The 24,822-nt window shown below is 68.8% G+C and carries 22 protein-coding genes; 9 read left to right on the top strand and 13 right to left on the bottom strand.

The window, feature by feature from the left end:
• Positions 1–28: 28 nt before the first annotated feature.
• Positions 29–856 carry a hypothetical protein gene (locus AC1DGD_RS08955; protein ID WP_476856572.1) on the bottom strand — a complete coding sequence of 276 codons (828 nt, stop codon included), beginning with the start codon at positions 854–856 and terminating at the stop codon, positions 29–31.
• Between the two features lie 58 nt (positions 857–914).
• Here AC1DGD_RS08955 and AC1DGD_RS08950 point away from each other — a divergent pair, with 58 nt between their 5' ends.
• Positions 915–1,472, top strand: coding sequence for a prepilin peptidase (locus AC1DGD_RS08950; protein ID WP_476856571.1), 558 nt, complete (start codon positions 915–917; stop codon positions 1,470–1,472).
• A 142-nt stretch (positions 1,473–1,614) separates the two neighbouring features.
• Here AC1DGD_RS08950 and AC1DGD_RS08945 read toward each other — a convergent pair whose 3' ends face one another.
• Both AC1DGD_RS08945 and AC1DGD_RS08940 read right to left on the bottom strand, forming a co-directional pair.
• Positions 1,615–3,330 carry an MDR family MFS transporter gene (locus tag AC1DGD_RS08945; protein ID WP_476856570.1) on the bottom strand — a complete coding sequence of 572 codons (1,716 nt, stop codon included), beginning with the start codon at positions 3,328–3,330 and terminating at the stop codon, positions 1,615–1,617.
• Positions 3,327–4,043, bottom strand: a complete 717-nt coding sequence (locus tag AC1DGD_RS08940) for a TetR/AcrR family transcriptional regulator (RefSeq protein WP_476856569.1) — start codon at positions 4,041–4,043, stop codon at positions 3,327–3,329. Before AC1DGD_RS08940 ends, AC1DGD_RS08945 begins: the two co-directional genes overlap by 4 nt.
• A 194-nt stretch (positions 4,044–4,237) precedes the next feature.
• Here AC1DGD_RS08940 and AC1DGD_RS08935 point away from each other — a divergent pair, with 194 nt between their 5' ends.
• Positions 4,238–4,906, top strand: coding sequence for a VWA domain-containing protein (locus AC1DGD_RS08935; protein WP_476849085.1), 669 nt, complete (start codon positions 4,238–4,240; stop codon positions 4,904–4,906).
• A 102-nt stretch (positions 4,907–5,008) separates the two neighbouring features.
• Here the strand turns inward: AC1DGD_RS08935 and AC1DGD_RS08930 are convergent, their stop codons facing one another.
• The 3 genes from AC1DGD_RS08930 to AC1DGD_RS08920 form a co-directional block, all read right to left on the bottom strand.
• On the bottom strand, positions 5,009–6,445 hold the full coding sequence (locus AC1DGD_RS08930; protein WP_079553135.1) for a class II fumarate hydratase: 1,437 nt from the start codon (positions 6,443–6,445) through the stop codon (positions 5,009–5,011).
• A gap of 71 nt (positions 6,446–6,516) precedes the next feature.
• The gene (locus AC1DGD_RS08925; protein ID WP_028277382.1) at positions 6,517–7,131 is read right to left on the bottom strand and encodes a carbonic anhydrase; all 615 of its coding nucleotides are present in this window, start codon (positions 7,129–7,131) and stop codon (positions 6,517–6,519) included.
• A gap of 9 nt (positions 7,132–7,140) precedes the next feature.
• Positions 7,141–7,854, bottom strand: a complete 714-nt coding sequence (locus AC1DGD_RS08920) for a DUF4245 domain-containing protein (RefSeq protein WP_476856568.1) — start codon at positions 7,852–7,854, stop codon at positions 7,141–7,143.
• A 213-nt stretch (positions 7,855–8,067) separates the two neighbouring features.
• Here AC1DGD_RS08920 and glpX point away from each other — a divergent pair, with 213 nt between their 5' ends.
• Together glpX and galE are read left to right on the top strand one after the other, a co-directional pair.
• Complete coding sequence (gene glpX, locus AC1DGD_RS08915) at positions 8,068–9,090, top strand: class II fructose-bisphosphatase (RefSeq protein ID WP_028277383.1); 1,023 nt, start codon at positions 8,068–8,070, stop codon at positions 9,088–9,090.
• Between the two features lie 152 nt (positions 9,091–9,242).
• Entirely contained in the window at positions 9,243–10,214 is a 972-nt protein-coding gene (gene galE / locus AC1DGD_RS08910; protein WP_476856567.1) for a UDP-glucose 4-epimerase GalE, read from the top strand.
• A gap of 82 nt (positions 10,215–10,296) precedes the next feature.
• On the opposite strand, the gene AC1DGD_RS08905 is transcribed toward galE, so the two are convergent.
• The 5 genes from AC1DGD_RS08905 to AC1DGD_RS08885 all read right to left on the bottom strand — a co-directional run bounded on the left by AC1DGD_RS08905 (position 10,297) and on the right by AC1DGD_RS08885 (position 16,053).
• Positions 10,297–11,268, bottom strand: coding sequence for a lipid II:glycine glycyltransferase FemX (locus tag AC1DGD_RS08905; protein WP_476856566.1), 972 nt, complete (start codon positions 11,266–11,268; stop codon positions 10,297–10,299).
• 4 nt (positions 11,269–11,272) lie between these two features.
• A complete protein-coding gene (gene manA / locus AC1DGD_RS08900) occupies positions 11,273–12,562 on the bottom strand; it encodes a mannose-6-phosphate isomerase, class I (RefSeq protein WP_476856565.1) in 1,290 nt (429 codons plus the stop codon).
• A gap of 80 nt (positions 12,563–12,642) precedes the next feature.
• Positions 12,643–14,274 (bottom strand): LCP family protein, encoded by a 1,632-nt coding sequence (locus AC1DGD_RS08895; protein ID WP_476856564.1) that lies wholly within the window; start codon positions 14,272–14,274, stop codon positions 12,643–12,645.
• A gap of 22 nt (positions 14,275–14,296) precedes the next feature.
• Positions 14,297–14,908: a 5-(carboxyamino)imidazole ribonucleotide mutase gene (purE, locus tag AC1DGD_RS08890; RefSeq protein WP_476856563.1), complete on the bottom strand. Its 612-nt coding sequence runs from the start codon at positions 14,906–14,908 to the stop codon at positions 14,297–14,299.
• Positions 14,905–16,053 (bottom strand): 5-(carboxyamino)imidazole ribonucleotide synthase, encoded by a 1,149-nt coding sequence (locus AC1DGD_RS08885; protein ID WP_476856644.1) that lies wholly within the window; start codon positions 16,051–16,053, stop codon positions 14,905–14,907. The genes purE and AC1DGD_RS08885 overlap by 4 nt, the downstream gene beginning before the upstream one ends.
• Positions 16,054–16,321: 268 nt before the next feature.
• On the opposite strand from AC1DGD_RS08885, the gene AC1DGD_RS08880 reads away from it, so the two are divergent.
• A complete protein-coding gene (locus AC1DGD_RS08880; protein WP_223914153.1) occupies positions 16,322–16,888 on the top strand; it encodes a GtrA family protein in 567 nt (188 codons plus the stop codon).
• Between the two features lie 76 nt (positions 16,889–16,964).
• On the opposite strand, the gene AC1DGD_RS08875 is transcribed toward AC1DGD_RS08880, so the two are convergent.
• The gene (locus AC1DGD_RS08875) at positions 16,965–17,669 is read right to left on the bottom strand and encodes a TIGR03089 family protein (protein WP_476849079.1); all 705 of its coding nucleotides are present in this window, start codon (positions 17,667–17,669) and stop codon (positions 16,965–16,967) included.
• Between the two features lie 370 nt (positions 17,670–18,039).
• Between AC1DGD_RS08875 and AC1DGD_RS08870 the strand changes: the two genes are divergently transcribed.
• Genes AC1DGD_RS08870 through AC1DGD_RS08860 form a run of 3 tightly spaced genes read left to right on the top strand, consistent with a single transcriptional unit; the run spans position 18,040 to position 23,661 of the window.
• Complete coding sequence (locus tag AC1DGD_RS08870; protein WP_230008885.1) at positions 18,040–18,582, top strand: WhiB family transcriptional regulator; 543 nt, start codon at positions 18,040–18,042, stop codon at positions 18,580–18,582.
• 29 nt (positions 18,583–18,611) lie between these two features.
• Complete coding sequence (locus AC1DGD_RS08865) at positions 18,612–22,007, top strand: glycosyltransferase family 2 protein (RefSeq protein WP_476856562.1); 3,396 nt, start codon at positions 18,612–18,614, stop codon at positions 22,005–22,007.
• Positions 22,000–23,661, top strand: a complete 1,662-nt coding sequence (locus AC1DGD_RS08860; protein WP_476856561.1) for a DUF5719 family protein — start codon at positions 22,000–22,002, stop codon at positions 23,659–23,661. Before AC1DGD_RS08865 ends, AC1DGD_RS08860 begins: the two co-directional genes overlap by 8 nt.
• Before the next feature lie 30 nt (positions 23,662–23,691).
• Here the strand turns inward: AC1DGD_RS08860 and AC1DGD_RS08855 are convergent, their stop codons facing one another.
• The gene (locus AC1DGD_RS08855) at positions 23,692–24,243 is read right to left on the bottom strand and encodes a metallopeptidase family protein (protein WP_028277395.1); all 552 of its coding nucleotides are present in this window, start codon (positions 24,241–24,243) and stop codon (positions 23,692–23,694) included.
• Positions 24,244–24,409: 166 nt separating this feature from the next.
• Here AC1DGD_RS08855 and AC1DGD_RS08850 point away from each other — a divergent pair, with 166 nt between their 5' ends.
• A complete protein-coding gene (locus tag AC1DGD_RS08850; protein WP_476856560.1) occupies positions 24,410–24,799 on the top strand; it encodes a DUF3499 domain-containing protein in 390 nt (129 codons plus the stop codon).
• The last annotated feature ends 23 nt before the right edge of the window (positions 24,800–24,822 follow it).

Raw genomic sequence — 24,822 nt, 5'->3', positions numbered from 1 at the left:
CGGCGGGCGGATGCGAGTCACGGCCGGGCTACTCCGCGGGGACGTCCCAGCTGATGTGGCGCCGGACGTCCGTGAGGTTCATCGATTCGGCCAGGAACAGGTCATCGAGCATGTATTCGTCGACGCCCAGGATGCGGAGCCAGTGCCCGTAACCGTCCTGCTCTGAGCCGGCCCCGGGCGCGTCCAGCCAGCGGCTCGCAACGCAGACGCCCGTGCCGGCGTCAATCCTCAGCAGTGTGCGTCCCGGACGGCATAGCGGGGCTCCGGGATAGGCGGGACGGTAGGAGAGGTTCGGGCTGACCGTCGATTCCAGGGCCGGCCGGCCCTCGTGGTCTACCTCCGTGATGGGGCCAAGCTCGACGGCGTTGGAGTTTGGGAACTCCAACGGGACGGGGGCGTTCCCCGCAAGCTCCACCGGGTCCAGGACGGCGGCGAACCTGCCGTTGCCGAACGACGGCTCGCCATAAGCTGCCTCCGGGCGGCGGCGCACCAGCCCGTCGTCGTCGTACACCGGCGTAACCAACTGCGGGGGCAGGAGCCAGGTCTTCCTCGTGGAGCTGATATAGAAGCCGCCGCGGGAATCATTGATGCCGGTGGTGCTGCCGATGACCAGTCCGTCGGCAGTCTCCAGCCGCAAGGCACCGGGCCGGCGCAGCCACCCCCTGACGAGGTCGCCGGGGGAGGGGGCGGCCGGGGAAACCGCGGAAACCGTGAGCGGCCGGTCCAGGTACTCGAACCTCAGCGACTGCCACTTCCAGGGCGATGACCGGCACAGGTTCCGGAAGGCCGCGGCCTTCTCCGCCGGGCCGCGGGGCGCGTCCGGCCCGCGCCGGTTCGTGCTGTCCCATGCGGCCATATCCACAGTTTACGCGCGGGGACCGCCGGGCCGGACGAATATCAAGTAGCATCCGAGGGTGATCGAACGACTCGGCACCCTGGGCGCCGCCAACCCGCTGGCTTTCTGGCTTGCCCTGGCTGCGTGCGCGTATTTCTTCGTGATGGCCGTTCGGCTCACGGTCATTGACGTCCGGCACCACCTGCTCCCGGACAGGATCGTCTTTCCCTCCTATGGGATCGCCGGAGTCCTTCTGCTGGGCGCGGCGGCCAGCCAGTTGCTTCCCGGCGGGCAGGACGTGGCCGGCATAGCCGACGCCGGGGCATTCGGCATTCCGGGGCTCCGTGTCCTGGCCGGCGGGGCAGCCCTCTGGCTTTTCTACTTTCTCCTGCACGCGGTATATCCGCCGGGAATGGGATTCGGCGACGTGAAACTCGCGGGCGTCCTGGGAATGTACCTGGGATTCCTGGGCTGGGGGCACGTCATGGCGGGGACCTTTGCGGCGTTCGTCCTCGGCGGGCTGTGGAGTCTCGGATTGCTCGCCGCACGGCGCGGGACGCTGCAGTCGGCCATTCCCTTCGGGCCCTTCATGCTGGCCGGCACGGCCGCCGCCATGCTGCTGCCGGCCGCCGGATAGGCCGACTGCACGGCCATCCCGGCCTGCCGGAGCCGACCGGCCGGCACGCGGCAGGGGCGCCGCACCCCCAAAGGTTGCGGCGCCCCTGCTGGCACTCACCGGCTGCTGCCGGGCCGTCTCCGGACCGTCAGTTTCCGGACCCTCAGCCGCGCAGGCGGGTGAGCTCGTCTTCGTGGCCGGACCCACCGGTGTTGCCGTGGGCTGAAAGCCCTTCCGGCCCCGTGGACTCCGCGGCGTCGGCGGCGTGGCGGGCTGCCGCCCGTTCCGCCTCGAGCCGCTCGGCTTCCTCGCCGCCGACTGCTTCGCCGCGGGCCACCATGCCGGCGGTGTCCGACAAGGGGATCTGCTTGAGGGTCAGGGCCAGAATCAGGGCGATGACCAGGAAGGGCAGCAGGTACCAGAAGACGGGGGCCAGCGAGTCCGCGTAGGCGTTGACAATCGCGTCCTTGAGCTGCGCCGGGAGCTGGCTGAGGACCTGGGGGTCCATCGTCCGGGTGGACTGCGACGCCTGCTCAGCGGACGCCCCGGCGCCGGTAAAGGCATTGGTCAGGGACTCGGAGAGCCGGGTGGTGAAGATGGAGCCGAACACCGCCACGCCCAGGGATGCGCCCACCTCGCGGAAGTAGTTGTTGGTGCTCGTGGCCGTGCCGATCTGGTCCGCCGGCACCGAGTTCTGGACCACCAGGACAATCACCTGCATGATCGAGCCCAGGCCGGCGCCGAAGACGAACAGCTGCACGCAGATGACCCAGATGGGCGTGGCGGTCGTGAGTGTGGTCAACCACAGCATTGCCGCGATGGTCAGGGTGGCCCCGAGGATCGGGAACATCTTGTACTTGCCGGTCTTGGAAATGCGGATGCCGGAGAAGATGGCCATGCCCATGAGTCCCACCATCATGGGCAGCATCAGCAGGCCGGATTCGGCGGCGGAGGTCCCGGAGGACATCTGCAGGAAGGTCGGGACGAAGGCGATAGCCGCGAACATGCCCAGCCCGAGGGTGAAGCCGATGGCGGTGGAGTTCACGAAGATGCGGTTCTTGAACAGGCTCAACGGAATGATGGGGTCCTCCGCCCGGCGCTCCACCAGGATGAAGGCCGTAGCGGCGAGCACCAGCCCGGCGCCGAACGCCCACGTCAGCGGGGAATCCCAGCCTTCGTCCTTCTTGCCGCCGAAGTCGGTGAAGAAAATCAGGCACGTCGTGGCCGCGGAGAGCAGCAGCACGCCCAGGATGTCGATCCGCTTCTCGGCCTTCTTGTTCGGCAGCGTCAGGGTGAACCAGGCGATGGTGAACGCGGCGATGCCGATCGGGATGTTGATGTAGAAGGCCCATTCCCAGGTCAGGTGGTCCACGAAGAAACCGCCCAGCAGCGGTCCGGCGACGGCGGAGAGGCCGAAGATTGCGCCCAGCGGGCCCATGTACTTGCCGCGCTCCTTGGCCGGAACGATGTCGGCGATGATGGCCTGGGACAGGATCATCAGGCCGCCGCCGCCGAGGCCCTGGATGGCGCGGAAGACCACGAAGCCCCAGAAGTCGGTGGCGAGGGCGCACCCGACAGAGGCGAGGGTGAAGAGCCCGATGGCGATGAGGAACAGGTTCCGGCGGCCCAAGATGTCGCCGAACTTTCCATAGATGGGCATGACGATGGTGGTGGCGAGCAGGTAGGCAGTGGTAATCCAGGCCTGGTGTTCCACGCCGCCGAGCTTGCCGACGATCGTCGGCATGGCGGTGGAGACGATGGTCTGGTCAAGGCTGGAGAGCAGCATGCCCGCGATGAGGGCGGAGAAGATGATCCAGATGCGTTTCTGGGTCAGCAGCAGCGGCTCGGCTGCTGGCTTGGTGCTGACGGCGGCGCTCATTGCGCTCCTTCGGAAGGGTTGGGCTGGACTGTATTTGACTCGACTCCGTCGAAGTGGACTGTGTCGAACTGGGACATGGTGAACGGCAGGGAGAAGAGCGTGCGGGCTGCTGCAATGTTTTCCAGCAGCAAGTCCTTGTAGGGGCGGGCGTTGCCCTCGGAGAAGTAGTCGGCGCTGGTTTTCCTGGCGACGTTTCCGAGGAGGGCCACGGCCATGCGGACTACGGGATGATCGGCAGGTACGCCTTCCCTGGCCGCTAGCAGCCGGGCGAAGTCGGCCTCACGTTCCTCGGTTGCGCCGATGATCTTCAGCATCAGCTGGGGCTCCTTCTTGATCACCCCGATCAGCTGGCGGGTCTCTTCCTCGGAGCCGCTCATCCGCTCCGACAGATCAAGGGACAGGCGCACGAGGTCGGCGAGGAGTGAGGCCGAGATTTCCCCGGCGGGCGAACCCGCGCCGCCCGCCATGAACCGGGCCACCACCTCTTCCGGAAAGTCGTCGTCGACGTGGCCCAGGATCGCATCTTCCTTGGCAGGGAAGTAGTTGAAGAAGGTCCGGCGGGAGATGCCCGCGCGCTCGCAGACTTCCTCCACGGTGTAGCCGCTGAGGCCGCGTTCGGCGGTCAGGGAACGCGCGACGGCGGTGATCGCCGCCCGTGTTGCGGCCCGCTTGCGCTCGCGGAGGCCGCCTGAGGTAATTGCACTGTTTCCCATGAAGTGTATTTTTGCACTAAATTATAAATAGTGCAAAAGAAACTTTGGGCTGTTTGGGCTGTTTGGGTTGTTTGGGCTGTTGCCGGCAATAATGTCGCTGCCCGGCCGTAGCCTGCTCCTGTCCAGCCATACCGCTGGCAACAGGTGGCCCGCGACGAGGCAGAAGCTCCGTCGGGGGCCGGAAATGGGGAAGCATGACAGATTCAGCCCTGACGCACGTGTACGTCCTCCTGGACCGTTCCGGGTCGATGAGCGCCATCGCCGATGACACTGTGGGCGGGTTTGCGGCGTTCATCCGCGAACAGCGGGCAGTGGCGGGCCGGTGCCGGCTGTCGCTGGCGCAGTTCGATGACACCTACGAGCGCGTCTACGCCTCGGTGGACATCCAGGACGTGCCGGCCCTGGACCTGCAGCCGCGGGGCAGCACCGCCCTGCACGACGCCATGGTCAGGCTGATCGGCGAAGCGGGTGCGGAACTGGCGGCCCTTCCGGAGGATGAGCGCCCCGGCACTGTGCTGGTGGCCGTGCTGACGGACGGCCACGAGAACTCCTCGCGCGAGGCCACGGGCGAGCTGGTCAAGGCCCTGGTCCAGCGGCAGCAGAGCCAGTGGGGCTGGCAGTTCACGTATTTGGGCGCCAACCAGGACGCCGTATTGACCGCCGGCGGCCTCGGCATCCGCGCCGAAGACGCCCTGACCTATGCCGCCGGGAACGTCGATGCTGCCTTCTCCGTCCAGTCCGCCAAGACGCGGCGGTTGCGGGAGGCACGGATCGGCGGTGCCAGCATGGCGGATGCCGCGGCCGCGGCGGCGTACACGGCGCAGGAGCGGGAGGCCGCCGGCGGGGAACCGCCCAGGGTCTAAGTTCTGACCTCCGGTGCAGACATGCCGACGGCCGGCACCCTTCCAGGAAGGATGCCGGCCGTCGGGGTTTGTACTCTTCGGGGGCGGCGCCGCCCGGAGCCGTCAGGCCTTGTGCGGCGGGCGCGTCATGGACATGACGTCCAGGGCGGTGTCCAGCTGCTCTTCGGTCAGTTCGCCGCGCTCGAGGAAGCCCATGGAGACGACCGTCTCACGGATGGTCAGGCCCTCGGCCACGGCCTTTTTGGCGATCTTGGCGGCGTTCTCGTAGCCGATGAACTTGTTCAGCGGGGTCACAATCGACGGCGAGGCCTCGGCGAGGAAGCGGGCGCGCTCGACGTTGGCGGTGATGCCGTCGATCATCTTGTCGGCCATGACGCGGCTGGTGTTGGCCAGCAGGCGCACGGATTCAAGGAGGTTGGCGGCCATGACCGGGATGCCGACGTTGAGTTCGAAGGCGCCGTTGGTGCCGGACCACGCGATGGCGGTGTCGTTGCCGATCACCTGGGCGCAGACCATGATGGAGGCTTCGCAGATGACGGGGTTGACCTTGCCCGGCATGATCGACGAGCCCGGCTGCAGGTCCGGGATGGCGATTTCGCCGAGGCCGGTGTTGGGGCCGGAGCCCATCCAGCGCAGGTCATTGTTGATCTTCATGAAGGAAATCGCGATGTTGCGCAGCTGGCTGGACGCTTCGATGAGGCCGTCCCGGTTGGCCTGGGCCTCGAAGTGGTCGCGGGCCTCGGTCAGGGGCAGTCCGGTGTCGGCCGCCAGCAGTTCGATCACGCGCTCCGGGAATCCGGCCGGCGTGTTGATGCCGGTGCCCACGGCGGTGCCGCCAAGCGGGACCTCGGCGACGCGGGGGAGGGCGGCGTTGATGCGCTCGATGCCGTAGCGGACCTGCGCTGCGTAGCCGCCGAACTCCTGGCCCAGCGTGACGGGGGTGGCGTCCATGAGGTGCGTGCGGCCGGACTTCACGACGTCCTTGAATTCGGTGGCCTTGCGCTCCAGCGACTCCGCCAGGTAGCCGAGGGCCGGGATCAGATCGTTGATCAGGGCGGACGTGGCGGCGACGTGGACGGACGTGGGGAAGACGTCATTGGAGGACTGCGAGGCGTTGACGTGGTCGTTCGGGTGCACAACCTTGTCGCTTCCGGCAGACGTGAGGGCACGCGTGGCGAGCTCGGCGATGACCTCGTTGGTGTTCATGTTCGAGGACGTGCCGGAGCCGGTCTGGAAGACGTCAATCGGGAAGTCGCCGTCGTACTTGCCGGCCGCAACCTGGTCGGCTGCGTCGGCAATCGCCTGGGCGAGCTCGCCGTCGAGCACCCCCAGTTCTGCGTTTGCCTGGGCGGCGGCCTTCTTCACCCGTGCCAGGGCTTCGATGTGGGCGCGCTCCAAGGTCTTGCCGGAGATGGGGAAGTTCTCGACTGCCCGCTGCGTCTGTGCGCGGTACAGGGCGTTCACGGGAACGCGGACTTCGCCCATCGTGTCGTGTTCAATGCGGAACTCTTCGGTGTTCAACTCATCTGTGGAAGTCATGGGGCTAGCTTATTGGGAGTAGGAGTCCCACCGAAAACCGTGAGCAGGCTGCGACGGCCGGGCGCCGGGGTTTACAGCCTGCCGATGCTGGAAACGAGATCGGCCCGGCCGTCAGCCAGGCTGTAGGCGAGGCCGATCACGGCGGTGCGGCCGCTGTCGACTGCGCCCGAAATCACCCGGGAACTGTCCACCAGCCGCTGCGAGGTCTGCTTGACGTTCTCGACCACCATGTCGTTGACGTCGGTCTGATTGTTACGCAGCGAGGTCAACACGGACGGGGTGATCCGCTCCACCAGGCTGCGGATGAAACCGACCGGCATCTGGCCGGTTTCCACGGCGTTCTTGGTTGCAGTGACAGCACCACAACTGTCGTGCCCCAGGACGACGATCAGAGGGACGTCCAGTTCGCTGACGCTGTATTCCAGCGAGCCAAGCACGGCGTCGTCGATCACCTGGCCGGCGGTGCGGACCACAAAGGCGTCCCCGAGGCCGAGGTCGAAGATGATTTCGGCGGCAAGCCTGGAGTCGGCGCAACCGAAGATCACCGCGAAGGGGTGCTGGTTTTCAACCAGCGACGAGCGTCGCGACGCGTCCTGGTTGGGGTGTGAGGACGTGCCGGCGACAAAACGCTTGTTGCCTTCACGGAGACGCTGCCAGGCGAGTGCGGGAGTCAGATAAGTAGCCACGTGGCCACTTTACGGTGAAGGGCTGGCCGAAGGTGAAACTGTTGCGCCTGGCGTGCTGGACGATGCCCCGGCGGGCAGATTGCTTTCGAGCGACTTCACCACGGCGGTGGCCAGGGCGGAGAACTCCTCCAGCGTCGCGGATCCGGAGAGGATGACGGTGGTGCCGCGATCAGTCAGCACCATGGATTTCTCGCCCTTGCCGGTGTCGCGCAGTTCCCAGTCGCGGCCGCCGGCATTGCGGGTGCCGGTCACGGGAGCGTTCTTGGTCTGCTGCAGGAGCCAGGTGGGGTTGGCCGTGCGGGTCTGCACGAGGGCGATGAAGGATTCCTTGGGCGTCAGGTAGCCGACTTCCCAGGCGGGGACGCCGCTGCCGGCGCCGGACTCCCAACGGGCGTAGTTGGCGCGGAATGTGTCGCCGGTATCGGCCGCCACGGGTGTGAATCCCGCCACACCCGCCGCGTTCTGCGCGGTGGCGCTGACGTTGACGTTGGGCCGGTAACCGTCGGTCTTCGGAGACGGGTTCATGAGGACGATCGGCAGGAACGCGGCGATGCTCACCACCAGGGCGATGATCATGCCCATCACGGAGGCGTTGGCGCGTTTGGCCGCCGCGGCGGCGATGACGGGCTTCACGGGCTGTCCGGAAGGGGGCGGGTCTGCCGCGGGGGCGCTGCCAGCCGGCGAACCGGGGGCGGCGGGGGAAGCGTCCTGCAATTCACTCACCCCTCTATAGTCGCGCATGTCCGGGCCGATCTCACATTCGCGGCGCAGCGGCCCCTCCGACGGTGAAGTGCGTCACGCGCCGGTCATCCCATGACCTTCCGGGTCCGCCCCGACTATGATCAATATCAGACGAATCACCGCGACGGATCGATCCTGGCCGTACGGGTTCAACGACCGCCACTCGAAGAAGAGGTTCACGTGACACCAGCGCCCATGTCCCAGAAGTACTCCACGCTTTCCCCGTCGCTCGCCGTCGGGATCGATGAGCCTGACCGCAACCTCGCGCTGGAACTTGTCCGCGTCACGGAAGCCGCGGCCATCGCCGGCGGCCACTGGGTGGGTTTCGGCGACAAGAACAAGGCCGACGGCGCCGCCGTGGACGCCATGCGCTCCTTCCTGCAGACCGTGCACTTCAACGGCGTCGTTGTCATCGGTGAGGGCGAGAAGGACGAAGCCCCGATGTTGTTCAACGGCGAGCACGTCGGTGACGGCACCGGCCCCGAGTGCGACGTCGCCGTCGACCCCATCGACGGAACCCGGCTGACCGCCCTTGGCATCAACAATGCCCTGGCCGTCCTGGCCGTCGCCGAACGCGGCTCCATGTTCGATCCCTCCGCCGTGTTCTACATGGAAAAGCTCGTCACCGGCCCGGAAGCGGCCGACATGGTGGACCTGCGTCTGCCGGTCAAGCAGAACCTGCACCTGATCGCCAAGGCCAAGGGCGTCAAGGTCAACCAGCTCAACGTCATGATCCTGGACCGCGACCGGCACCGCCCCCTCGTGGAGGAAATCCGCGAAGCCGGCGCCCGCACGAAGTTCATCATGGACGGCGACGTCGCGGGGGCCATCGCCGCTGCGCGTGCCGGCACCGGAGTCGACGCCCTCATGGGCATCGGCGGAACCCCGGAAGGCATCGTCGCGGCCTGCGCCATCAAGTCCCTCGGCGGCGTCATCCAGGGCCGCTTGTGGCCCACGAGCGACGAAGAGAAGCAGAAGGCGATCGACGCCGGCCACGATCTGGAGCGCGTGCTCTCGACCAACGACCTCGTCTCCAGCGACAACTGCTACTTCGCGGCCACCGGCATCACCGACGGCGACCTCCTCAAGGGCGTCCGCTACTCCAAGGACAAGGTCCTCACCCAGTCCATCGTGATGCGCTCCAAGTCCGGCACGATCCGCTTTGTCGACGGCGAACACCAGGCCAGCAAGTGGGAAGGCTACGCCCGCAGGAGCTAGCACCTGAACGGCAACACTGAACTGCACGATAGAGCGCAGCGAATCCCGGGCCGCCTCCGCGGTCCGGGATTCGTCGTCTTAAACCAGGTGCATGATGACGTGTCTATTGCGGTGCGGCGGCCGGGGCCCGTGGGATTAGATAGGGTGGAGCCATGACGTGGCTCGTAACTGGCGGTGCAGGATATATCGGTTCTCATGTGGTTTCCGCTTTGCGCGGTGCCCGGATTCAGCCGGTGGTGATTGACTCCCTCTCCAGCGGGCACCGTGAGTTCGTGCCGGCCGATGTGCCGTTCATCCATGGCAGCATCCTCGACGCCGACCTCGTGGCCCGTACGCTGCGGGAGCACGCGGTGACCGGGGTGATCCACCTGGCCGGTTTCAAGTACGCGGGGGTTTCCGTCCAGGAGCCGCTGCTGACTTATGAACAGAACGTCACGGGCACCGCGCAACTGCTCAAGGCCATGGAGCTCACCGGCGTCGACAAACTGGTGTTCTCCTCGTCCGCGGCCACCTACGGCACGCCCACCGGCGACATCGTCACCGAAGCGACGCCCACCAACCCGGAATCGCCCTACGGCGAGAGCAAACTCATCGGCGAGTGGCTGATCCGTGACCAGGGCAGGGCCCGGGGCCTGAGCCACACCTCGCTGCGGTATTTCAACGTGGTCGGCTCAGGTGCGCCCGAGCTTTACGACACCAGCCCCCACAACCTTTTCCCGATCGTGCTGCGGGCGCTCACGGCCGGTAAGACGCCGCGCATCAACGGCATCGACTACAACACGCCGGACGGAACTTGCGTGCGCGACTACGTGCACGTGGCGGACCTGGCCACCTCGCATGTGGCCGCCGCCCAGGCGCTCGAGGCGGACAAGCCGCTGGAGCGGGTGTACAACCTCGGATCCGGGGACGGGCTGTCCGTGCGCCAGATCATGACGGCGATGGCCGACGTCACGGGGATCGATTTCGAACCCGAAATCGGTCCGCGGCGGGCAGGGGATCCGGACCGGATCGTGGCCGACGGCACGCTGGCCGCCCGCGATCTCGACTGGAAGATGCGGCACTCCGTGGAGCAGATGGTGGCCAGCGCCTACGACGCCCAGCGGCACGCCATTACGGCCAACTAACGCCCCCACCAACACCGGCCACCGGGAAACAGCGGCCCGGCTGGCCGGGGCGACCCGGTGGCCGGTGCCGCCTGCTGGGCCCTTAGCGGTTTGCGAGGGCCCGGGACCGGGCGCGCAGCTTCTTCGCGAGCTGGGCGCCTTTGCGGGCCAGCTGGTAGCTGCCGTAGCGCACCTTCCGGACCGGCAGGTCCCACGTTCCGGGATACGCGATCCCGCGGCCCCCGAACGACTTCTTGAACGCCGTGAACCCGGCCCATTTGTGGTCGGGCTGGTCCTCCGGCGCCACGCCCCAGAGATCCACGTGCTTGAGGCCCTTCGCCTGGGCGTCCGCGATCAAGGTGACAAGCAGGGGGATGCCCGCGCTGAGTTTGCGGTGGGTGTCGTCCAGGGCGGCGTGCGCGTAGGTCCGGGTGTCGGCCGAGTCGTAGGCCAGGGCTGCGGCGATGGGGTGGCCGTCGAGCTCCGCGATGAACAGCGTCGCCGCGCCGGCCGGCATCAGCGAGCGGGCCACCTGGGTCAGGTATTCGTCGCTTTGCGGCTTGAAGCCGTTGCGGGCGGCCGTCATGTGCAAGAACTCCAGAAGGACGGCGATCTCTGCCGGATCCTGGCTGGAGCGGAAGCTCACGCCCTTCTTGTGGATGTTGCGGAACAGGTTCCGGTTCGCCGGCTTCATATCCGCCAGGACGTCCTTGAAATCCCGGTCGAGGTCCACAATCCAGCTGAGCTCGGGCTGCTGGCTGGCCGGGGCCGGCTGCAGGCCGCGGCTGCGGAGTACCGAGTCGGCTTCGGCTGCGGTGAATCCTGCGGTGACCGGCTCAACCCGGACAAACACGGCCCCGCTGGTCCGGGCGAGGTCCGTCAGGGCCGCCAGTGCGGCGTCGAACGCTGCCAGTGACTCGGCGACCGGGCCGTACGGGGAGTACAGCAGTTTGCCGGCCGGATTGGATTCCTCCACCGCAAGGAAGCGCCACCCGGGCCCGGACTGTTCGTGGACGGTGCGTCCCAGCGAACGCTGGAACTGTGCCCACTGGGGGCTCTGCAGGAAATAATCCATGGTGTCAGGCTTCCAATGCGGTGGTGACGGCAAATGCCAGGGCGGGGCCGGTGGCGCCGGAGACGGCGTGGACATTGACCGGTGCCTCGGCGGCGGGCAGGAAGGCACTGGCGCCCCTTTCCAGCCGGAGCTCGCCCTTGGGGGAGTCGAGGCGGACGGAGCCGTGGGTGACAATGACGACGGCGGCACCGGACTGCGCCAGCGGGACGGGCTCCGCGCCGGGCGCCACAACAATTCGCTGCAGCTGGAATTCCCGGAACGGCGGCCGGAAGAGTTCCTGGCCCAGCATGGTGGTCTCGGCGGGGAGCATGGGCACCTCGACGGCCTCGAACGCCACGGTCTTCAGCAGTTCCGGCACGTCGACGAATTTCGGCGTGAGCCCGCCGCGGAGCACGTTGTCCGAGGACGCCATGACCTCGATGCCGAGGCCGTGCAGGTAGGCATGGACATTGCCGGCCGGGAGGTACACGGCCTCACCGGGGGCGAGGGAAATCCGGTTCAGCAGCAGGGAAATCAGCACTCCCGGATCTCCGGGGTACCGGCCGTTCAGGCTCACCGCGGTGGACAGTTCCGCCTCGTGCCCGGCCATCGGGGCACCGGAGACGAGAGCCGCAACGATCGTCGCCGTCGCCTCGGCGACGTCCCCGCCGCCGGAGATGAGGCGTTCGAAGGCGGAGCGCAGGGCCGCGGGTTCGTCCGGCTGCGCCAGGTCCTCGAGCAGTTGCGGGACCAGCGGCGGCAGCTCCAGCCCGGCGAGCTCGAAGCACGCCGCCAGATGCTGGAAGACCGCACGGGATTCCGCGGCCGGCCGGAACCCGCAGAGGGCCTCGAACGGAGTCAGCGCGAAGATCATTTCGGGCTTGTGGTTATCGTCCTTGTAGTTGCGCTCCGTCGCGGCAGGGTCGACGCCGGCGGCTTCCTCGCGCGCGAAGCCCTCCCGGGCCTGGGCGAGCGTCGGGTGCACCTGCAGGGACAAGGGCGCCTCGGCCGCGAGGATTTTGAGCAGGAACGGCAGGCGCGGACCGAAAGCGGCCACGCTCGCGCTGCCCAGGCAATGTTCCGGATCCCCGGCGATCAGGGCGTCCAGCGGCAGCCGTCCGCCGTCGTGCGTTGCGGGTGCGTGCCGGCCGGCACCGCCGGGCGCCGGCGTCAGCGCGACGGACGGGGAGCCCGGGTGGGCGCCGATCCAAAGCTCCGCTTCAGGACCGCCGGAAGCCGGCCTGCCCAGCAGCCCGGCGATGGCCGTCGGGGAGCCCCAGGCGTAGGGCCGGAGGACGTTCTCAAGTTCGTACATGGCCTGGTCCCTGTCTGATCAATGAAATGTCTCGTCAAAGAAATGTGGTCGCACTGCTGCGGTCAAGGCTGCTGCCGGGGTTAGAGCGGCGCGCACTGTCCGTTGGTGGCGACGAGGTCGCGGATGGACTGTTCGTCGCCGTTGCGCTTGAACTGGTTCAGCATCTCTTCGGTGATCTGCTCGCCGTCCGGCGTGGTGGTCACGGGGGTGAAGTCCGACGGTGCGGGCGGGGGATCGGTGGCCGGGACGGGGCCGGCGGCCGAGACCGGCCCGGCGGCCGTTCCGGGCTGCAGGACCGCATCGTCAGTTGCGGCTGCGGCACCGGCGGACGGGCTGGCCAGCAGTTTGGCCACCCGCGCGTGGATGACGTCGAAGTCCGGGGACGTGGAGAAGGCGGCGTCGAAGTCCGGCGGACCGATGGTCAGGCGGCTGACATCCTGCCCCTTGGCCTTCATGGCCAGGTCCACGAAACTGCCGAGCTGGCCGGAGGAGATGTTCGACTCGACCACCTTGGTGCCAGCCTTGGCGATGTCCTCAAACTTGGCCAGCAGTTTTGCCGGGTCGAGCTGCTTCAGCATCGCCTGCTGCACGCACTGCTGGCGCTGGATGCGGGCATAGTCGTCCACGAATTCCCGGGACCGGCCGTACCAGAGGGCGTGGAAGCCGTCGAGCGTCTGGTCTCCGGCCGGAATCCAACCGTCCGGCATGCCGTGGATGCCGTTGGCCTCATCCACCATCGGCCCGCTGATGGGGACCCAGCCGCCGGCCTTGATCCGGATGCCGCCCATGGCGTCGATGAGCTTGGAAAAACCGTCCATGTCCACGAGCACGTAGGCCTGGACCTTGATGCCCAGCGTTCCGGACACCGCTTCGAGGGTGGCCTGCGCCCCGGGGTCGGCCACCCCGGGATAGAGGTCCTGGTGCTGGTTGGTGACCTCGGTGTTGATCGCGTTGATCAGGCATTCGTCGCCGCAGTTGTAGCCATCCGGGTACACCTGGCGCATCGGCGACTCCGCGCTGAACTGGGCGTTCTGGAGGTTGCGGGGCACGGAGATGATCGCCGTGCTGCCGGTCTTGGCATCGACGCTGATCACCGAGAGGCTGTCCGGGCGGCGGCCCGTGCGGTCCGCTCCGGCGTCGCCGCCCATCATCAGGAAGTTGTACCGGCCATCGGACGGCTCAAGGGTGGGGCCGGAGCCGGAGAAGATGCTGCCGATGGCGTTGCGGCTGATATTGAGCAGATAGGCCGCGTAGCCCAGGGATCCGCTGCTGAGGATCATGGCCAGCACGAGCGCCAGCACCACCGCGGGACGGATCCTGGGGGCGAGCGTCCCGGGCCGGATCAGCCGCAAGGTGTTCAGGAACAGGGCGGCCCAGCCGATGGCCAGGCAGGCGAGGCCGAGCACCAGCAGGAGCGAGGGCACCGTGCCGGTGAGGAGGTTGATCAGCGTGGAGCGGGACACGAGCAGGAGCAGCACGGCCAGCAGGGCCAGCGCCCAGACCGTGAAGGTCACGCGCAGCGCGGCCCGTCCAAGCCGGCGGCTGCCCGCGACGGTTTGGGCGCTGCCGGGAACCAGCAGCGTCATGAGGATCAGGACGAACGCCCGCTTGGTGAGCACCGGGGACGGGGCGCCGGAGGGGTGCCGGACCGGGTCGCCCAGTGCCCGCCCGGACTGCTCAGGGCGGTGTGTGGGGGCGTAGCTGCTGCTCATGCCGGGATTCCTAATGGCTGCCTTAATTGCCGCTACGCGGGGTGACGTTTCCGGCGGCGAACACTTCGCTGACCTTGTGCCGGAGGTTCGCGCCCTTCCGGGTTGCGACGTCGTTCAGCTCCTGGGCGAACTCCAGGAGGTCCGCCCGGAGCTGGACTGCCAGTTCGTCCGTGCCCGAGGCCAGCATGCGCACGGCCAGGAGGCCGGCGTTGCGCGCGCCGCCGATCGAGACGGTGGCGACCGGAACGCCTGCCGGCATCTGCACGATGGACAGCAGGGAATCCATGCCGTCCAGGGTCTTCAACGGCACGGGGACGCCGATCACCGGCAGGGGAGTGACCGAGGCCAGCATGCCGGGAAGATGCGCGGCGCCGCCGGCGCCGGCAATGATCAGGCGAAGACCGCGCTCGTGGGCCGTCTGGCCGTAGCGGATCATCTCCGTGGGCATCCGGTGGGCCGAGACGACGTCGGCCTCGAACGGGATTCCAAACTCGGCGAGGGCTTCGGCGGCGGCTTCCATGACCGGCCAGTCCGAATCCGAGCCCATCACGAGGCCCACGAGCGGGGTGCCCGCGCGGGCGCCGGCGAGGGGGTTTCCCGCTTTGTTGGCTTCGGGGCTGGCTGCGGTGCTCATGCGGTCTCCTCGGAGGTTGCCGGCATTGCGCCGGTGTGGGCCCGGCCGTTCCGGATGATGTCGGCCACGGTGGTGGCCCGCTGCCGCACGGAGTCGACGTCGGCGGCTGAGGTCCCGACCAGGTTGACGTGGCCGATCTTCCGGCCGGGCCGGACGGCCTTGCCGTAGCAGTGCACCTTCGCGGCCGGCTCGCTCGCGAGGGCGGCGGGGAAGGCGGAATAGAGGTCCTGGTTGGCGCCGCCGAGGAAGTTCTTCATTACCACGACGGGCCCCAGCAGGTCAGTGGCGCCCAGCGGCAGATTCAGGATGGCCCGCAGGTGCTGCTCGAACTGGCTGGTCACCGAGCCGTCCTGGGTCCAGTGCCCGGTATTGTGCGGGCGCATGGCGAGTTCATTGATCAGGAACCCGGCGCCCACGCCGGGGGTCTCGAAGAGTTCGACGGCCATGACACCGGTCACGCCGAGTTCGCCGGCGATCCGGACCGCGGCGTTTTCCGCGGCTGCGGCAACATCGACGGAGATGTCCAGGGCCGGGGCAATGACTTCATCGCACACCCCGTCCACCTGGATGGTGTGCACCACCGGCCAGGCCCGTGTTTCACCGTCAGGCGTCCTCGCGACCATGGCCGAGAGCTCCCGGCTGAATTCCACCTTGGCTTCGGCCAGCAGGGGGGACATGGCCTCGAACCAGTCGGCGGAGGCTGCCGCGTCCTCGGCCGAGGACACGATGCGCACGCCCTTGCCGTCGTAGCCGCCGCGGGGCATTTTCAACACCACCGGCCAGCCGGTCTGCTCGCCGAAGGCGACGAGGTCCGCGACATTGGCGACGGAGGCCCACGTGGGGTTCGGAAGCTCGAGCCGGTCGATCGCGGCGCGCATCACCAGCTTGTCCTGGGCGTTGACCAGGGCATCCGGGCCGGGATGGACGTTCACGCCGGCACCGATCAAGGACCGCAGGTGCGCCGTGGGGACGTGTTCGTGGTCGAAGGTCAGGACGTCGAGGCCGCGGGAGAACTCGAGCAGATGCTCCAGGTCCTTGTAGTCGCCAACCGGGGCGTTAGCCACGGCAGAGACTGCGGAGACGTCCTCGCCTTCGGCGAGAACACGGAGCTCAAAGCCCAGGGCGGTCGCGGCAGGGGCCATCATGCGGGCAAGCTGGCCGCCGCCAACAACACCGATTACAGGAAAAGTCACAAGTCCCAGCCTACCGAAAACCTCACGGGAACCCGGCTTTTGGGGATTGGCAAGCGCGGGAACGGTGCCGGGACGGGGGTTTCGCACCCGCCCGCCCGGCGCCCGCCGCCGGGTCCGCAGGGAGCCGTCTGAGCGGCCGCTGCGGGCGGACTCCCGGGAAACGGCGCTAAAATGGGCGTTTGGCCCAATGGCCGACAGTTCCAGAAGGCCACGGAGGGTCATGATTACTACACTTAACGAGCGCATGCGCGGGCTTGCCTCGCTGTTCTGGCGCGAAGTGGCCAAGTTCGGTGCCGTCGGCGGCATCGCGTTCGTCATCGACAACGGACTGACGTTTTACCTGATGCACGGTCCCATGACCGACAGTGAGGCCAAGGCCCGCTTCTTCGGGGCCAGCGTGGCGACGGTCTTTTCCTGGGTTGCGAACCGTTTTTGGACGTTCCGGCACCGCCGGCAGGCCAACGTGCTGCGCGAGTTCGTGATGTTCCTCATCATCAACGGGATCGGCATCGGCATCTCCACCGGCCTGACCGCCGTCGCGAAGTACGGCATGGGAGTCACCGACAAGAACATGCTCTTCCTCGCCGGGGTGGTCGGCATCCTGGTCGCGACCGTGGTCCGGTTCTTTGCCTACCGCTTCCTGGTGTTCAACCAGGAACTCGACGCAGAGCCCGAGTTCTCGCACGACCACGAGATCATCGAACGGCACCCGCACTCCCAGCCGGTTGCCACGGCAGCAGTCAGGGAACCCGTCAACGATCCGGAACTGCCAGGCCCGCCGGCCTAAGGAACCGCCGTCCCGGGGAATCAGCGGCTGGGGATCGGTGCCCGGGAATCAGTGCCGGGGATTCAGCGCGTGGGGATCAGTTCCCGCTGATGCGCTCGGCGTCCCGCAGTTTGCCGGTCACCTCTACCTCGGGGTGCACCAGGACCACGGAACCGTCGGCCTTCCAGGTTCCCAATGACTGCGCAAGGACGGTTTCGAGGCCGTCGGCCGCCGGAACGAGCAGCCGCAGCCCGGGGCCCTGGGCCGCGGCAAAGCCGTCCAGGAGCGCCCCGTGCGCATGGACTGCGCCGTCGGAGGTCCGGACGGCGAGACGTCCCGCCTCCGGATCCACGTGGGGCATGAAAATGTCGCCGTGGGAGCGGACCTCGGCGGCGTAGTCGAGGACGCCGCTGGGCAGTTCACCCGTCCACCGCATGGCCAGTGCCGGCAAAGACACGGCCAGGACGGCGTCGAACCCGCCCGCGGCAGCGCCCGGACCCGGGTCCGCGGTGGCAAGCAGGTCAGCCTCCGCGTCGTCGAAGACCACTTCCATGCCAAGCTGCCAGGCCGCGAGGGCCAGGATCACCGACTTCCAGTGCGCGGGCAGGTCCAGGCGCAGCCGCATGCCCGGTTCGGCGTCGAGTTCGTCCTGCAGCAGGTTGGAAGTCTTCGCGACCCAGTTGTCCAGCACGCGGCCAGAGAGTTCAACCCGTTCCGAATCGGGGCCGTACCAGGTCAGCCGGGGCGCCGTGGCCTGGCCGGACCGCAGCGCTGTCATCAGGTCGATTGCCGGAATGCTCATGCCCTCATCTTGCCACGGCTGTTGTCGCGGCCGATCAGTCCCCGGCTCCGTGACGTCCGTCACCCCGGCGGCCCCGGCGTTCGGCGGGGTCCGCGCAGGGCGCGGGAAAATTTCCCGAAAATTCAATGAAAAGCCCCAAAAGTGCTCAGTACCCTGATTATTCCGCGGGTTCTCGCGGGAGAGGAGAAAAAATTCCGGGCGTGGCGTGCCTCCACTTTGTGTATCAAGTTGATTATTATCTCCGCCGTGGCTTGACTCCCGGATACTTACACGCGTGTAATTAGTTATCTAAAGCCACTGCACAAAAACCGGCACTCAACCGAGTGTCCAAGGGGGTCTTGCAGTGGCTGCAAATCAGGAGGGGGACGCCATGGGGCTAGCAGAGCGTATCCATGAAGATGCCGTAGTTGCCGGCCAGGCCACGGCGAAATACCGGTCACGCGGCGTGCCGACTGACTGGTACGTAGATCCGGCGGATCCGGACGCAGCTGACCGCTATAACGAACACACCAAGGATTCCCTGCAGGAGGCCGCCACGGCCTTCCTCGCAGCGCACGACGAGCTCCTGTCCGGCCCGGATCATGACACCGATCCCCTCGACCCGCCGATGGAGCTCCATTCGCCCGGTTCCGGTACCGCCGGGCAGCCGGTCTGGATCGGCCTGCCGTCCCGGCAGGAATTCGACGACGAGGGCGAGCTCGGCTGGCAGACCGATGCCCTGTGCGCCCAGACTGATCCCGAAGCCTTCTTCCCCGAAAAGGGCGGCTCCACCCGCGACGCCAAGAAAGTCTGCGGCGCCTGCAACGTGCGTTCCCAGTGCCTCGAGTACGCCTTGTCCAACGACGAGCGCTTCGGGATCTGGGGAGGCCTCTCCGAGCGCGAGCGGCGCCGGCTTAGGAAGCGAGCAGTCTAATTCTTCAAGAAGTACGAGTCACCGCCGTCGTGGTCTCCCACGACGGCGGTGATTTTCTCCCCAGGACCCTTGCGGCGCTGGCGGCCCAAACACGGCCCGCCGACGCCGTGATCGGTGTCGACACCGGATCCCGCGACCACTCCGCCGCCCTCCTTGAACAGGAACTGGGCAAGGCCAACGTCACTGTCTTCGACCAGCCCAGGTCCGGCATGGGTGGAGCCGTCATGGCCGGGCTCAAGGCCCTCGCGCCGTGGCCTGCGGAGGGCTCCGCCGCCACGGCGCTGGGCACCGACTGGATCTGGCTGCTGCACGACGACGCCGCACCGGCACCCGAGGCCCTGGCCGAACTCCTCCGTGCGGTCGAGCGGGCGCCGTCGGTCACGGTGGCAGGCTGCAAGCAGCTGGACTGGCATGCCGAGCGGCGGCTGATCGACGTCGGGCTCTCCACGAGCCGCTGGGCCGAGCGGCTGACGCTGATCGACGCCGACGAGCTCGACCAGGGCCAGTACGACGGCCGCAGCGATACCTTTGCGGTCAATTCCGCCGGCATGCTGGTCCGCCGCGACATCTGGGAGGAGCTCCGGGGCTTCGATCCGGCCCTGCCCGGCAGCGGCGACGACGTCGACTTCTGCTGGCGCAACCGTCTCGCCGGGCACCGCGTGGTGGTGGTCCCCAGCGCCCGAATGTTCCATGTCTCGCACCGTCCCCACGCCCTTGGCAACGCGACGGCCGCACGCAAGGCGCAGGTGCACCTGCGGCTCAAGCACGCGGCCGGCTGGAAAGTCCCGCTGCACGCGGCCGGCGCCCTCCTGGGCAGCCTCTTCAAACTCGTCCTGAGCATTGCGGTCAAGGACCCGGGGCACGGGTTCTCCCAACTGCTGGCGACCTTTGCCGCGCTGGGCCGCCCGGCGGCGGTGGTCCGCGGACGCCGCAATGCCGCGCGCACCCGCCGGATCCGGCGCTCCGTCATGAAAGGACTGCAGACGCCGCGCCGTGAGGTCTGGGCGCACCGGCGCTCCCTGATTGAGGCGCTCGGCGCCGACGACTTCGGCAGCGAGTTGACAGGTCCCGGTCCGCTGGCCGAGCAGCCCACCGGGAACACCGGCAATGCTGACGATTTCGCCGCCATCGCCACCCCGGACCGCGGGTGGGTGGGCAGCGGTGCGGTGCTGGCCATCCTCCTGACCCTGGCGGTCTCCCTGACAGGGCTGCTTAGCCTGTTCCGGGCTCCGGCCGTCTCCGGCGGCGCGCTGATCCCCGTCTCATTGCGCCTCTCCGAAATCTGGAACCATGCCTCGACCTGGTGGATCAGTCTGGGCGCGGGCCTGCCGGGCCACGGCGACCCCTTTGGCTACCTGCTGTGGGTGCTCGGTGTGCTCGGTGCCGGCGATGCCAACGGCGGCGTGGGCTGGTTGTTGATCCTCGCCATGCCGCTGTCTGCGCTGGGCGCGTGGTTCGCTGCCGGCGCCCTGACTGCCCGCCGGAGGCTGCGCCTTTCGGCCGCCCTGCTGTGGGCCGCGGCGCCGGCACTCCAGGTGTCCGTGAACCAGGGCCGGCTCGGCGCCTTGGTCGCGCACGTCATGATCCCGGTGGTCGTCCTGGCGCTGCTCCGGGCGACCGGCACGGCCGCGGGCCGCGGCATCCATGCCGTCCCGGCCCCGGGGCAGGGACGGCTCATCCCCACGCCGGCCGCCCGTCCCGGTGTCAACGGGACGCCGTCGTGGACGGCTGCGGCCGCCGCGGGGCTCGCCCTGGCCGTAGTCACCGCCGCGGCGCCCTCGCTGCTGCTGCCGTCCATGGCCGTCGTGGCCCTCTGCGGCGTGCTGTTGGGCCGGCGCGGCCGCACGGTGTGGTGGGCGCTCCTGCCCAGCCTGTCACTGTTCCTGCCCTTCGCCTTCTCGGTCCTGGACCGGCCGCGGGCGCTCCTGGCCGACCCGGGCCTGCCGCTCGGTTTTGACGCCGCCCCACTGTGGCAACAGGCCCTGGGGCAGCCACTGAACTTCGACGCCGGCGCCGGACTCACCGGGCTCAGCGCCTTCGGCGGGTCCGCCGCAGGTTCCGCCGGGCCGGCCGGTCTGCCGTGGGCACTGCTGCTGGCCTTGCTGTTGGGGCTGCCGGTACTGCTGCTGGCCCTGGCCGCACTCTTCATGCCGCGCCGGCTTGTGCTGGCCGGACGCACCCGGACGGCACGGGGTCTGTGGGCCGTGGCCGTCCTGATGCTGGCCGGCGGCTGGCTCGCCGGGCATGTCGCCTCCGGCGCCAGCGCCGAGGTCCTGGTCACGCCGTTCCCCGGCCCCGCCGTCTCGGCTGCCGCGTTCGCGTTCCTGGGCGCTGCCCTGATCGGAGCCGAAGGGCTCCTGGACGCCGCCGACCGGACCGCCGGTACCGGGCTGGCACGGAAGGTCCTGATCCGCGGCACGGCCGCGGCATCCATGGTCCTGCTGCTGGCTGCGCCCCTGGCCGGGTTCACCGTGTGGACCGCACAAAACCTGCTGCAGCCAACGTCGCAGACACCGACACAGGCAGCGGCAGCCACCGCGGGACCCTCCGGTCTCGGGACCCCGAGACTCGTCCAGCCTGCCCAAGCCCGCACGCTGCCCGCAACGGCGGTTGATCGCGGCGAGGGCCCGGAACAGTCCAGGACGCTCCTGATTGCCAGCAACGAGGACGGAAGCTTCGACGCAACACTCATGCGCGGCGCCGGGACCACCCTGGACGCACTCTCAACGATCGCCGCCGCCCGCGGCATCATGGGAGCGCCGGGCCAGGAGACGGTCCGCGACGACGACGCCGTCGCCGGATCGCTCCGGAACGTCGTGGCCACCATCGTCGCCGGCGAAGGCGTGGATCCGCGGGAGGACCTCGAGCGGCTCGGCGTCGGCTTTGTCGTGCTCCGGGTTGCCGATTCAGCCTCCGAATTGACGGCCAGCCGCATGGACGCAGTCCCCGGACTTGTCGCCGTCGGCCAGACGGGGACGGGCTGGCTCTGGCGGGTCAGCCCGCAGGACCGGCCCGGCATCGCGGACTCCGACGTCGCGCACCGGGTCCGGGTAGTGGACGGCAGCGGCGCCGCCATCGGACTGCTCCCGTCCGAAGAAGTCTCGGCGGCCGGCACAGTCCCGGCCGGCCCCGAGGGCCGCCTTGTGGTGCTCGCCGAGCGGGCCGATCCGGGCTGGAGCGCCTGGCTTGACGGGCGCCGCCTGACCTCAACGACGTCGGGATGGTCGCAGGCCTTCACACTGCCGGCCCAGGGCGGCCAGTTAAGCATCCGTTACGAAGCGCCGTGGGCCGTCCTGATCGGAATTGCGCAGGCCGTGATGATCGGGCTGACCGTCCTCCTCGCCGTGCCCATGCCTGCCCGCCGGTCCAACACCGGCCTGTCCAGGGACGAAGCCTCCCTGCGTAAGGAACATCAGCATGTCTAAGGGCGACAACGAAAAAGAAACCGAAACGGAAGCTGAAACGGGTCCGTCGCCGCGGAAGCGGCGGCTGCCGCGGGCCGGAGTGATCGGCGGCATCCTCTCCGCGGTGGCCCTCGTTGCCGCGGGCGGCGGCCTGGTATCGGCGGCGTCGCTGACGCCCCAGAACCCCGCCAGCAGGCAGCTCGAGGCCCCCGTCGCCGCGGTTCCGGCCGGCAGCAGCGTCGGGGTCTGCCCGGGCCCGGCCCGGCTGCTTGAGGGCACCCCCGTGGGCACCGACCCCCAGTTCAGTCCGGAATCCGCCACCGCGAAGACAGCCGTCAGCGCCGCCGTGCTCGGCTCAAGCGCCGGCATCATCCCCGGCAGCCGGCTCGCCCCGCTTAAAGGTGCCCCCCTCGCCGACATCGCGCCGGGCGCCGCGCCCACAGCTTCCGCGCCCCCGGCTTCCGCGGCTGCGGCCCGCACGCCCGTGCTGGTCGCCGGCGTCGTGCCCCAGCGCGAGGTGGACAACATCAGCGTCCTCAGCGCCGATGCCCAGAACAACCACCAGGCAGCTGCCGGCGCCGTCCTGAGCTACACGGCAGAGGACGGGGACCTCCAGGGTTCCGCGGCTGCCGCGTGCCAGCAGCCCGGCAACGATCTCTGGCTGGTCGGCGCCAACACTGCGCTCGGCCGGTCGGCAGTCCTGAACCTGACCAATGCCTCCAGCACGCCGGCGACGGTGAGCCTGGACCTCTTTGGCTCCGAGGGCCCGATCCAGGCTCCCGGAAGCCGCGGCCTGCTGGTGGCGCCCGGCAGCACCCGCTCCATCATCCTGGCCGGGCTCGCGCCGGGACAGGAACGGCTCGGCGTGCGGGTCCGCAGCACCGGCGGCCCGGTGGCTGCCGTGATCCAGCAAAGCGTGCTCCGCGGCCTCACACCCGGCGGCGTCGACTTCATCACCCCCGGCACCGCCCCGTCCGTCAGCCAGGTGGCCGCCGGCCTCGACATCCAGGATCCCGCGGCGCTGGCCGCGCTCAAGGCAAAGCCCGGCTTCGCCGACGCCGGACCGGCCCTCGAAGTCGCCGTGCCGGGGGCCACCGACGCCGTGGTCGAGATCAAGCTGTATGGTCCCGACGGCCAGAAGGCGCTGCCCGGGGGAGGCGTGGTGACGGCGAAGGCCGGCGCGGTCACGGAAGTTTCCCTGGCCGGGGTCCCGGCCGGGACCTACACCGTGGCGGCGAGCTCGGATGTCTCGTTCGCGGCCACTGCCCGGCTCACGCGGGGACTGCAGGCCGGGGACGCGGCGGACATCGCGTTTTCCGCCGCCTCGGCCCGGCTGGGCAGCCAGCACATCGTTGCGGTTCCGCGCACGGGCGACCGGCAGCTCGTTCTCGGTGCCCCCGCCGGCCGGGCGACCGTGACCTACACGCCAATTACTGCGGACGGCAAGATCCGGACCGCGGGCACCGCCGACATTGCCGGCGGAACCACCGTTTCCATCAAGATCCCCGCTGACGTGGGCGACTCGCCGCTCGTGGGGTATGTGGTGTCCGCCGCCGGGGATCCGGCGTACGGGGCACTTGTTCTGGCGCAGGACGGGCGGCAGGACATTTCCGCGGTGGCGCTGGCGCCGGAAGCGGCAGGACAACGGCAGGTCCCCGTCACGCTGGGCTACTAGGCCCGGGGGCAGGCCGGAAGCAGGCTCGGGCTAGTACCGGCGGCGGTAGACGGGGTCGAGGGACTCCGGCGGTACGCCGAGCATCTCGGCCGTGTATTCCACGACGACGTCGTGCACGAGGTCCTGGAGTTCGTCCCGGGTTCCGCACACCTGCTCCACCACCCGGCGGTACAGCGTGATGACCGGTCCGTCCTCGGCCGTGGCAGCAGTGAAAGCGCCCATCGGCGCGGGCGTGCGGTCCGCCACGAGCTGCTCCAGGCCCGGGGGGATCTCGTCAACGGCGAAGCGGACGCCGTCGAGCGGCTTGCCCCAGATGTCGTGCAGCCGCTGGGCCGAGTCCAGGACGAAGTCATCGAAGCGGTCGGAGCGGGTCCGGTAGCCGGGCAGGGTGGGGAGTATGAGCTCGCCGCGAAGGCCCCGGCCGTGCCGGTTCCTGCGGCGCTGCCGGAAGGTCTTTCCCTGGACGGCGGCAGGCGACCCGGCCAGAGGCGCGCCGGCGGGGCCGGAACCGGCGCCTGTGCGTCCGGCGTCGGGGTCAGCCAACCGGACCGTGAAACCCGAATCGTGGTGCGATGACTGCATATCTTGACTCTAAACCCGCGCAATGAAATACGCGATACAGCCCCGACGGCGATCCGCCGCCGCGCCGCCGCGGCTCCGCCGCCGCTCCGCCGCGGCGCCGCCGCGGCACAACGACAGACGTTTCAATGCGCAGCCCCCGGCCCGAGGGGGAGTAGTCTGTGATGTCGTGGGTGCAATTCGTATTTGTTCTAGGTCTGCCTGCCGCAATTCTGCGGTGGCCACTTTGACGTACGTCTACGCCGACTCCACGGCCGTTCTGGGCCCGCTGGCGACGTACGCCGAACCGCACTGCTACGACTTGTGCGAACAGCACGCCGATTCGCTGACCGTGCCGCGCGGCTGGGAAGTCATGAGGCTGGCGATGCCCGCAACCCCGGCCGGCCCCGGCCCCGACGACCTCCTGGCCCTTGCCAACGCGGTCCGCGAAGCGGCCTCCCGTCCGGCTGCGGGGGAAACGGCGAAGGGGCAGCGCACGCTGCACCCGGCGCTGGAGGCACCGGCCCCGGCCGAGGGCGTCCGGCGCGGACATCTGCGCGTCCTGCGCGAACCTTCCTAAGGCGTCAACTGGCGGTAGGGTGG

This window comes from Arthrobacter sp. 05T45 (genome assembly GCF_056395875.1).
The sequence above is the reverse complement of the archived record's forward strand: the minus strand, read 5'-3'. Positions and strand labels throughout refer to the sequence as shown.

Bases quoted from the DNA above. Each gene is read 5' to 3' on its own strand.
- AC1DGD_RS08955 (WP_476856572.1), bottom strand. From the start codon at position 856: ATGGCCGCATGGGACAGCACGAACCGGCGCGGGCCGGACGCGCCCCGC.
- AC1DGD_RS08945 (WP_476856570.1), bottom strand. From the start codon at position 3,330: ATGAGCGCCGCCGTCAGCACCAAGCCAGCAGCCGAGCCGCTGCTGCTG.
- AC1DGD_RS08940 (WP_476856569.1), bottom strand. From the start codon at position 4,043: ATGGGAAACAGTGCAATTACCTCAGGCGGCCTCCGCGAGCGCAAGCGG.
- AC1DGD_RS08935 (WP_476849085.1), top strand. From the start codon at position 4,238: ATGACAGATTCAGCCCTGACGCACGTGTACGTCCTCCTGGACCGTTCC.
- AC1DGD_RS08930 (WP_079553135.1), bottom strand. From the start codon at position 6,445: ATGACTTCCACAGATGAGTTGAACACCGAAGAGTTCCGCATTGAACAC.
- glpX (WP_028277383.1), top strand. From the start codon at position 8,068: ATGTCCCAGAAGTACTCCACGCTTTCCCCGTCGCTCGCCGTCGGGATC.
- galE (WP_476856567.1), top strand. From the start codon at position 9,243: ATGACGTGGCTCGTAACTGGCGGTGCAGGATATATCGGTTCTCATGTG.
- AC1DGD_RS08905 (WP_476856566.1), bottom strand. From the start codon at position 11,268: ATGGATTATTTCCTGCAGAGCCCCCAGTGGGCACAGTTCCAGCGTTCG.
- manA (WP_476856565.1), bottom strand. From the start codon at position 12,562: ATGTACGAACTTGAGAACGTCCTCCGGCCCTACGCCTGGGGCTCCCCG.
- AC1DGD_RS08895 (WP_476856564.1), bottom strand. From the start codon at position 14,274: ATGAGCAGCAGCTACGCCCCCACACACCGCCCTGAGCAGTCCGGGCGG.
- purE (WP_476856563.1), bottom strand. From the start codon at position 14,908: ATGAGCACCGCAGCCAGCCCCGAAGCCAACAAAGCGGGAAACCCCCTC.
- AC1DGD_RS08885 (WP_476856644.1), bottom strand. From the start codon at position 16,053: ATGATGGCCCCTGCCGCGACCGCCCTGGGCTTTGAGCTCCGTGTTCTC.
- AC1DGD_RS08880 (WP_223914153.1), top strand. From the start codon at position 16,322: ATGATTACTACACTTAACGAGCGCATGCGCGGGCTTGCCTCGCTGTTC.
- AC1DGD_RS08875 (WP_476849079.1), bottom strand. From the start codon at position 17,669: ATGAGCATTCCGGCAATCGACCTGATGACAGCGCTGCGGTCCGGCCAG.
- AC1DGD_RS08870 (WP_230008885.1), top strand. From the start codon at position 18,040: ATGGGGCTAGCAGAGCGTATCCATGAAGATGCCGTAGTTGCCGGCCAG.
- AC1DGD_RS08860 (WP_476856561.1), top strand. From the start codon at position 22,000: ATGTCTAAGGGCGACAACGAAAAAGAAACCGAAACGGAAGCTGAAACG.
- AC1DGD_RS08855 (WP_028277395.1), bottom strand. From the start codon at position 24,243: ATGCAGTCATCGCACCACGATTCGGGTTTCACGGTCCGGTTGGCTGAC.